Genomic DNA, 9243 nt, shown 5'->3' on the forward strand with positions numbered 1-9243 from the left:
AAAGCGATTCTACGCGGCCCCCTGACAGTTGATCTTGATTGACCGGTAGGTTGACTGCGTGGACGTACTGGTCGTAGATCATCCGTTGGCGCAGACCCGGCTCACCGCCATGCGCAAAGCCGGCTCGGACCCGAGCGTCTTCCGGGCCGCGCTGCACGAGCTGACCACGATGGTGGTCTATGAGGCGGCCCGCTCGTTCCCGGTGGAGCAATACCCGATCGAGACGCCGGTCGCGCCGACCGAGGGCACCCGGCTGGCCAACCCGCCGCTGATCGTCCCGGTGCTTCGGGCCGGCCTCGGCATGTCCGACTCGGCACTGGCCCTGCTGCCCGAGTCGTCGATGGGCTTCGTCGGCCTCGCCCGCGACGAGGAGACATTCGAGCCGCGGGCCTACATGGAATCGCTTCCGGGTGACCTCACCGGCCTCCCCGTGCTGGTGCTCGACCCGATGCTGGCCACCGGCGGCTCGCTGATCCACTGCTGCAAGCTGCTGGTCGACCGCGGCTGCACCGACGTGATCATCTGCTGCGTGCTGGCCGCCCCCGAGGGCATCGAGCGCCTGGCCAACTCCGGACTGCCGCTGCGGCTGGTCACCGCCGCGATCGATCAGGAACTGAACGACAAGATGTACATCGTCCCGGGTCTCGGCGACGCGGGTGACCGGCAGTTCGGCGGGATGCCCCGGTTCTAACCAGAGCTCGGTTCTAGCCAGAGCTCGGGTTCTAGTCAGAGCTCGCTGTAGGACCAGCTCACGGCCTTGCCGTCGGCGAACGGCATGACGCCGTGGAAGACCGTGGGGGAGTCGGCGAAGACCAGCGGCAGGAAATGCCGGTCCGACTCCCACATCGGCACCCGCTGGGCCAGGATGTCCTCCACCTCGACCCAGTGCAGGCTGCCCTCGTCGTTGCCGGTCAGCGGCTCGCCGATCCACTCGTGGACGCGGAAGAGGAACCCGAACCAGTTCGACCCGTCGCGGCCGAAACCGGGCCACGAGATCGTCCCCGCGAAGTCGAGACCGGGACACTCCAGCCCGGCCTCCTCGCGGATCTCCCGGCGCATCCCGCTCGCCACATCTTCACCAGGCTCGAGCTTGCCGCCCAGACCGTTGTAATAGCCGTAGTGGATGTCGTCGGGCCGGGTGTCCCGCCGGATCATGAGCACGTGCTTGCGATCCGGCGAGAGGACGTAGCCGAGGGTGGCCAGGATGGCCCGCATGTCACCTCTCCAGCAGGGCGAAGAGCGCTTCCCAGCGGTCGATGATGTGATCCGGGGAGTAGCGCTGCACCGACCGCTGACCCGCCTCGCCCAGGCGTACGCGAAGATCGTGGTCCTTGATCAGCCGTTCCAGGGCGGCCGCCATGCCCGGTACGTTACCCGGCGTCACGACCAGCCCGCCGCTCACGTCGTCCTCGATCAGCTCGGTGACGCCCGGCGCGCAGTCGAAGGCGACCGTCGGCAGCCCGTACGCCATCGCCTCCATGAGCGCGATCGGGAAGCCCTCCTCGCGCGACGGCAGAGCGTAGATCGACGCCGCGCTGAGGGCGGCGTCCTTGTCGTCGGTCTGGCCCTGGAAGATCTGGGTGTCGTCAAGCCCGAGCTCGCGGGCGAGAGCGCGGAACGCCTCCTCGTCCGGGCCCGAGCCGAAGATCTTGAGCCGCCAGTCCGGGTAGAGCGGGCCGACCTGCGCCCACGCCTCGACCAGCATGTCGATGCCCTTGTCGTGGGAGATGCGGCGGAGCGTGACGACCGTCTTCTCCTCGAGCGTGGGCAGGGTCTCGGGCACCGTCATGAGCGGGTTGGGCATCGCGCCCACGTTGGTCATGCCGGCCCGCGCCCAGGAGTCCGCGTCGGTCTCGGTCAGCGCCAGGTGGATGTCGAGGCCCTCGTAGTAGATGCGCGCGCGGTTGTAGCGGGAGCTGTTCTTGCTCGCCTCGAACGACTCGTGGGACATGCCGATCGTGACCATCCCGGTGGTGTCGGCCGCGGCGACCCACTCGCCGGCCCACACCTGAGCCGCGATGACCACCGCGCCCGGCCGCGCCTCGCGGAACAGCGCGGAGAGCCGGCGGGCGCCCTCGGCCTGCTGGGACGCGCGGCGGCGCGTGCGGAACCAGCCTTTGCGGGGCAGGTGGTGGTCGTGCAGGGTGAGCTTCTTGAACCGCGCGTCGTCGCCGTAGTCGCGGTGTACGTCCGCCGGCTCGACCCCGATCAGCGTGACCCGGTGGCCGCGGTCGGTGAACAGCCCGGACACGTCGTGTGCCCACTGCTGGAGGCCGCCGAGCTCGTCGACGGCGTTGCAGACGATGAAGATGTCCCGGGGCTCAGCCACGGCGCGCCCCCTTGGCGAAGAAACGGTCGACGACGGCCTTGGCGGCGGTGCCGGTGTCGTACTCGCAGAATTGGGCCCGGAACGCCTGGTGCCGCTCGGTGTAGCGCTGTTTGTGCTGTTCGAGCTCGTCGAGCGCGGTGAACAGCTCGCCCTCGGTGTAGGTCAGCGGGCCGGGCGCGACCTCGGCGAGGTCGAAGTAGGAGCCCCGGCTGTTGCCGACGTAGTCGTCGTAGTCCGGCACGTGGAAGATCATCGGCCGGTCGAGGAGCGCGTAGTCGAACATCAGCGACGAGTAGTCGGTGATCACCGCGTCGGCGATCTGCATCAGCGGCGTCACGTCGTGCACGTTCGCGACGTTGCGGACCGAGTGCGCGTACGCCGGCGGGAGGGCGAACGAGACCAGGTAGTGCGGGCGGATCAGCAGCACGTAACGGTCGGAGAACCGCTCGACGAAATCGTCCAGGGAGAACGACAGGGTCAGGCCCTTCGAGCTGCCGGTGATGTCCTGCGGGCGGAAGGTCGGCGCGTACAGCAGGACCTTCCGGTCGTCGGTCAGGTCGAGCGACTTACGCAGCTTCACGAGCTCGTCCTGGTTGTGCGGGGAGACCAGCGCGTCGTTACGCGGGTAGCCGACGCGCATCAGGTCGGCGTGCACCCGCATGCCCTTGGTCAGGGTGCGCGCGTCGTGCTCCGTACGCGTCAGGAAGTAGTCGAAACGGTCGATCGCGTTCTGCAGGCGCTGCTGCTGGGTGGCCGTCTGCCGCTTGATGTTGGCCTCGTCGAAGCCCATCCGCTTGAACGCCGACCCGTGCCACGTCTGGATGTACGTGGTGGCGGACCGCTTGCGGAGATCGTGCGGGAAGCCCTGGTTGTCCACCCAGAACCCGGCCCGGCCGAGCTCGCGCAGATAGGGGTAGGACATGCGGCGCACCAGCTTGACGTCGGACGGGAAGCCGTTCGGGTGTTCGCCGATGTAGGACCAGACGGCCCGGAACGGGACCCCGGAGCGCTTGAGTTCCTCGTAGATGGCGCGAGGGCTGTCCGAGAACTGCTTGCCCATGTGGCTCTCGAACATGACCGTCCGCTTGCTGACCGGCAGCCGGGAGAAGACGTTCTCGTACCACGACAGCTTGGTCTTGCGGTCGTTGATCCGCGCCTCGAGGCCTTTCCGGAGGCCGGCCGCCTTGCTCCAGGCCCGGGCGCCGATCGAGTGGGACCGCAGCCGGCCCAGCACCGCGGCGCCCTTGCGGGCGCGCCCGCCCTCGGCGGCCAGCCGGAGCGCGAGGTTGAAGTTGTCGGTGCGGTACGCCTCCATGCGGTCGCCGGCCCACCGGGTCAGGCGGGGCCGGACCGGCAGGCGCAGCCGCTCGAGCACCTCGTCGGTGGCGAAGAGCTGAAGGTTGAAGGTCTCGCCGCCGGCCTTGACGCGCAGCGTGAAGGAGTAGACCGGGTCGATCACGCCGATCGGGCGGGGTGCCTGGCCCGGTGTGATCTTCGCGGTCCAGGTGAGCTGGTCGCCGAGGTTTTCGACCTTGACCTTCGTGACGAACTGGCGGCGGCGGTTGCGCCGGGCCCGGGTGATCAGATCGGCCTTGATCGCGCGCCCGTCGAACCGGGCCAGCGGGTTGGCGATCGTGCCGGTCAGGGTGACCGACCCGCCGTCCTGGTGCACGGCCGTGACCTCGGTGCCCAGGTTGAGCTTGGCGAGCGGTTTGTCCTGCAGCCCGAGTTCGGTGACGTCGAGCACCTCTTTGCCCAGCGGGTCGTCGAGGTAGCGGTCGCACCAGTAGACGCGGCCGTCGTGCACCGTGAGCGGGGCGGTCAGGTGGGCGTGGCGTGGCCGGTAGACCATGTAGTTGTACGCGTCGACGACCCCTTCGGCGTCACCCTGGCGAACCATGTACGCCGCGATCGCGGCGAGTGGCTTGGCCTGCCGGAGCGCCTCCGGGTTGATGCCGGTGACGTACGGCCGGGCGATCTCGATCATCTGCTGCTGGGCGGCCAGCGGCAGGTCACGGATGCTCTCCAGGTGGGTGCGCAGGTCGTTGTCGATGAACCGGATGTCCTTCTGCAGCCGCAGTTCCGGCGTGCCGTGGGCGTCGAGCAGCGCGTCGATCTGCTCGGTCACCGCGATGCGGTCGGTGAGATTGCGCACCTCGCGGGGCCGGTTGCTGATCGACAGCGACGTGCCGCTGCGCTCGACGTTCCAGGTGTAGACCCGCTGCGGGATGACCGCGATCCGCTTGGCCGTGAGGTACGCGTGGGCGGAGAAGACGTTGTCCTCGTAGTAGCGGTTTTCCAGGAAGACGAGGTTTTCGCGGATCAGGAAGTCGTGCCGGTAGAGCTTGTTGGTCGAGAGCACGTCGTAGAGCAGGTCGGGCTGGTCGCGCAACGACTCGTAGACGACCTTCTTCTTGACCAGCCATGGCATCCAGGCCTGGTCGACACCGGTTTCGACGTAGTGCCGGACGCTGCGCCCGACGACCATGTCGGCCCCCGACTCCTCGGCCATCGCCACGAGGTTGCGCAGGGCGTGGCGATCGAGCGTGTCGTCGCTGTCGAGGAACATCACGAACCGGCCACGGGCCTGCTTCACGCCGGCGTTGCGCGGGGCGCCGCAGTGGCCCGAGTTGGCCGGGAGCCGGATGTAGCGGACGTCGCCGGGGTGCCGGGCGACGACGCGCTCCATCACCTCGGGCGTGTTGTCGCTGCTGTGGTCGTCGACAACGATCACTTCGCGGCTTCGCAGCGATTGATCCAGCACCGATTGCACCGCTGTCTCGATGCGTTCGGCGTCGTTGTAGACGATGACCACAACCGTGACATCGGGCCGAGTGATGGTCGGGGTCACGGCTTGCGGTCCCTTCTGATGGGCTGGACTTCCGCCCGGGCGGTGTGCGGTCGGCATGGCTGCTGAGCAGCACAGATGCGACCTGAAGATCCAAAAAACCGCAGCCGGGAGGCGTGGGCGCGGTGGCGAACATCCTAAATGACCGTCACATGGCTATCAAATTAGCGAACGACGTCCAGTCCGTAGATGTAAGGCATCTCGTACACCCAAAATTGATCGGCTACCCTCGGACACCCGTACGGTGGATGAAGGGAAAGTTACGTGAAGGTGCTGATCGCCGGGGGTGCCGGCTTCATCGGCAGCACGATCGCGTCCTGCCTCATCGATTCGGGACATCGGCCGGTGATCCTCGACAACCTGGTCACCGGCCGCCGCGAGTTCACCGAGGGCCGCCCCTTCTACGAGGGGGACATCGCGGATCGCGCGGTCGTCGAGCGAATTTTCGCCGATCATCCTGACATTTCCGCCGTGATACATTGCGCGGCGCTGATCGTCGTGCCCGAGTCGGTCGAACACCCGATCCACTACTACCGGGAGAACGTCGCGAAGACGCTCGACTTCGTCGACCACCTCATCGACCAGGGCGTCACCCGGTTCCTCTTCAGCTCCTCAGCCGCGATCTACGAGCCGGGCGACGACTTCAGCGTCGACGAGAACTCCGGCGTCTCGGCGCTCAGCCCGTACGGGCGGACGAAGCAGTTCGTCGAACAGATGCTCCGGGACATTACCGTCAGCACTCCGCTGAGCGTGCTCTCACTACGCTATTTCAACCCGATCGGGGCCGACCCCAAGATGCGCACCGGTCTTCAGGTGCCGGAGCCGACCCACGTGCTGGGCAAACTGGTCGAGGCCTACCGCAACGGCGAGGCGTTCCCGGTGACCGGCGTCGACTACCCGACCCGCGACGGCTCCGGCCTGCGCGACTACGTGCACGTGTGGGATCTCGCCGCGGCCCACGTCCGGGCGATCGAGGTCTTCGACTCGGTCTTCGTCGGCGACGACCCGCGCTACCAGGTGCTCAACCTGGGCACCGGTACGGGCACCACCGTTCTCGAGTTCGTCGCCGCGTTCAACGAGGTCGTCGACCGGCCGGTGGCCGTCGAGCTGGCGCCCCGGCGCCCCGGTGACACGGCCGGGGCCTACACGCGCAGCTCGCGCGCGCGGGAACTGCTCGGCTGGCACGCCGAGCACACCGTCGCCGACGGCATCCGCGACTCGCTGGCCTGGTTCGCCGAGCGCGGCCGCATCCTGTCCGACCTGGCCTGATCGGCCAGATCCACTCTGGACAAGTCTCGGGGCGACCCGCAGGCTTCCTATCGAGTACGGTCGGCCGACCGTCTGCCACATCGCCGGAGGAACTGTCATGTCAGCCGAGGCCACGATCGACGTCGTTCGGTCGGACACCGCCGAAGCACCCGGCGAGCCGCGCGTACGCCGGCGGCGGTGGGACACGAACGGTGTCGCGGCGAGCGCCGCCGCCCTGCTCTCGATGGCCGCCTTCTGCCTGGCCCTCGCGCTCCGGCACACCTACCCGTTCGGCCACCGGTCGCGGGCGGTCAACGACCTGGCCAACCAGTTCCTGCCGTTCCACGAGCACCTCTGGGACATCCAGCACGGTGTCAGCAGCGGCGACATGTTCTTCAACTGGAACAGCGGGTACGGCGTACCGTTCCTGGCCGACTTCTTCACCTACCTGTGCAACCCGTTCTCCTGGATCGTCGGCCTCTTCCCGCGCGACATGGTCGACCTGCCGGTCTTCCTGGTCACGCTGTTCAGCATCGGTCTCGGCACCGCCCTGATGACGGTCTTCCTCGGCCGCCTGCACGCCGGGTCGCCGTGGTGGCGGGCGCTGCTGGCCGTCGGATACGGGTTGTGCTCCTGGGTGCTCAACGACGGATTCGCCGATCCGATGTGGATGTGGGGCATCGTCGCCCTGCCGCTGCTCGGCATCGCCACCGACTGGTGCATCCAGGGGCGGCGCTGGGTGATCGGCACACTGTTCTTCGCGGCGGCCTGGGCAGGCAACTTCTACACCGGAGCCATGGCGACCATCGCCGTCGGCCTCATTCTGCTCACGCGGGTGCTGCTGCTGACCTCACCGCTGCGTGACCGGCTCCGCATCCTCGGGCGAGCCGGCACGATGGTGGCGGTCGGTGTGCTTCTCGCCGCCCCGATCATGACCGTCGACCTGCCGGCCAGCACGGATTCGCAACCGGCCCCGCCGAACACCTTCAGCGGCGCTTTCCCGCCCGTGCTCGACGTCCTCGCGCAGCTGCTCCCGGCCGGCCGGGAGATCAGCGCCGTGCCCGACGTCTTCGTCGGCATCTTCGCGCTGGTGCTGGTCGCCGCGTTCCCGTTCCACCGGCTGGTGCCGCTGAAGGAACGGCTGATCTGGCTCGGCCTGCTGGCCGTGACCATGTTCTCGTTCCTCTGGGAGCCGACCCTGCTGGTGTGGCACGGCCTGGCCCTGCCCAACGGCAGTCCGTACCGCGCCGCCTTCGTCTTCGCCGGCATGCTGGTCATGGTCGCGTGGCTGTCGCTCGCCCGGCACCCTCGCCCGGCCGCACTGCTCATCGGCGCCGGCCTGGTGCTGGCGCTGCTGCTGGTGTCGCGCAACCTGGATTCGGTCCGCCACTCGGTATGGGTCTCGGTGCTGCTCGGCGGCCCGGCCGTGCTGGTGTCGCTGCTGGCGCTCCATCGCTGGCGCGACTCCCGGTGGGTGCGCGGCGGCGCGGCCCTGGTCCTCACGGCCACGGTGTTCTTCGGCTCGGCCTATTCCGCGTACGTGGCGGAGGCGATCCGCAGCAAGATCCCGTTCTTCACGCCGATGGCGAGTATGGCGACGCCCCAGGCGCGTAGCGCGTACACCGCTCTGCAGGCGGCCCGGACCTGGCCGGACGGCCGGGTGGAGCCCGGGCCGTACCGCTTCGCCAACAACGACGGGGCCCTGCTCGACGTCGAGGGCGCGCGCTACTACAGCAGCTACATCCCGGCCGTCACCGCGCAGGCACTGCAGGGTCTGGGCGTCAGCTGGACGATCAGCGGCCGGCACATCCACAGCCCGACCGACCCGGTGACCCGGGCCCTCATGGGCGTGACCACCTATCTCGACCCGGCACCCGCACCGCAGAACTTCACGGTGACCCAGGCCGGCCCGGCCGCGCCGCTGGTCACCGTGCATCCGGCCGGCGCCGTCGAGCGGCCCGGGGCCTCGGCCTTCGCCCGGCAGCAGGCGCTTCTCGGTGCCACCGTCTACCAGGTGCCCAAGCTGACGTACGCCACCGGACCGGAGCCCACCCGGACCGCCGGCGGCTGGCAACTGGCCCGGACGCCCAAGGACGGCGAACGGGTGACCTTCTCGGCCAGCTGTGCTCCGGGAACCGACGCGTACTTCTACACGCCGTGGCTCGACGGCTGGGTCCGCGGGCCGCAGAACGACATCAACTACGTCGGCCGCGAATCGCTGACCAGCAACCCGATGGAGCTGCTCGGCACGGTGCCGGCCGACGGCACGGTCAAGATCGCGATCAGCTCGCGGAAGAACCAGGTCCTGCCGGACGCCTCGCTGGGCTGCCTCGACAAGTCCAAGCTGACCGCGGCGATCGCCGGCCTACGGGCGACCGGCGCGACCAGGATCGAGGCCGGCGGTCACAGCATCGACGCGACCCTCCCGGCCGGCAGCACCGGCGTCGCGGTGCTCGCGGTGCCGGCGGTCAAGGGCTGGGCGTGTTCGCACGACGGTGGCAGTCTCGGCCAGCCGTCCTCGGCTCAGGGCTTCCTCGCGGTGCCGCTGGACGGGGGCGCCTCGAGCATCCACTGCACGTTCCGGACGCCGGGGTTGAAGAGCGGTCTGGCCCTCAGCGGTCTGGCCCTGGTCATCATCCTCGCGACGGCGGGAACAGCCACGGTGCGCCGGCGGCGGGCACCGGAGGAGAGCGGAACGCCGGCGGGCCGAGCGCGGATTCCGTCGCCCCGGCGGGCCCCGGCGATCGAGTCCTGACCGGCCGAGGCAACGCCGGCCCGCGCAGGCAACGCTGGCCCCGGCGCCGAGGCAACGCTGGCC

General features: G+C 69.0%; 6 protein-coding genes. 3 read left to right on the forward strand and 3 right to left on the reverse strand.

Annotation, left to right across the window (positions count from 1 at the left end):
* Positions 1–58: 58 nt before the first annotated feature.
* On the forward strand, positions 59–691 hold the full coding sequence (upp, locus tag AB0M88_RS08450) for a uracil phosphoribosyltransferase (protein WP_364097404.1): 633 nt from the start codon (positions 59–61) through the stop codon (positions 689–691).
* Positions 692–726: 35 nt separating this feature from the next.
* Here upp and AB0M88_RS08455 read toward each other — a convergent pair whose 3' ends face one another.
* From AB0M88_RS08455 to AB0M88_RS08465, 3 genes are read right to left on the reverse strand one after another with little or no spacing between them, the layout of a single operon-like run.
* Positions 727–1215, reverse strand: coding sequence for an 8-oxo-dGTP diphosphatase (locus tag AB0M88_RS08455; protein ID WP_364097407.1), 489 nt, complete (start codon positions 1213–1215; stop codon positions 727–729).
* 1 nt (position 1216) lies between these two features.
* Positions 1217–2329: a glycosyltransferase gene (locus AB0M88_RS08460; RefSeq protein WP_364097410.1), complete on the reverse strand. Its 1113-nt coding sequence runs from the start codon at positions 2327–2329 to the stop codon at positions 1217–1219.
* On the reverse strand, positions 2322–5180 hold the full coding sequence (locus tag AB0M88_RS08465) for a CDP-glycerol glycerophosphotransferase family protein (RefSeq protein ID WP_364097412.1): 2859 nt from the start codon (positions 5178–5180) through the stop codon (positions 2322–2324). The genes AB0M88_RS08460 and AB0M88_RS08465 overlap by 8 nt, the downstream gene beginning before the upstream one ends.
* A 261-nt stretch (positions 5181–5441) precedes the next feature.
* On the opposite strand from AB0M88_RS08465, the gene galE reads away from it, so the two are divergent.
* Positions 5442–6446, forward strand: coding sequence for a UDP-glucose 4-epimerase GalE (gene galE / locus AB0M88_RS08470; RefSeq protein ID WP_364097414.1), 1005 nt, complete (start codon positions 5442–5444; stop codon positions 6444–6446).
* Between the two features lie 97 nt (positions 6447–6543).
* Complete coding sequence (locus AB0M88_RS08475; protein ID WP_364097417.1) at positions 6544–9180, forward strand: YfhO family protein; 2637 nt, start codon at positions 6544–6546, stop codon at positions 9178–9180.
* Positions 9181–9243 lie beyond the last annotated feature (63 nt).

The sequence above is a fragment of the Actinoplanes sp. NPDC051411 genome (assembly GCF_040682075.1).
Lineage (GTDB): Bacteria > Actinomycetota > Actinomycetes > Mycobacteriales > Micromonosporaceae > Actinoplanes.

What these genes read in the sequence shown, in the direction of transcription:
- AB0M88_RS08475 (WP_364097417.1), top strand. Translation starts at nt 6,544, where the DNA reads ATGTCAGCCGAGGCCACGATCGACGTCGTTCGGTCGGACACCGCCGAA.
- AB0M88_RS08455 (WP_364097407.1), bottom strand. Translation starts at nt 1,215, where the DNA reads ATGCGGGCCATCCTGGCCACCCTCGGCTACGTCCTCTCGCCGGATCGC.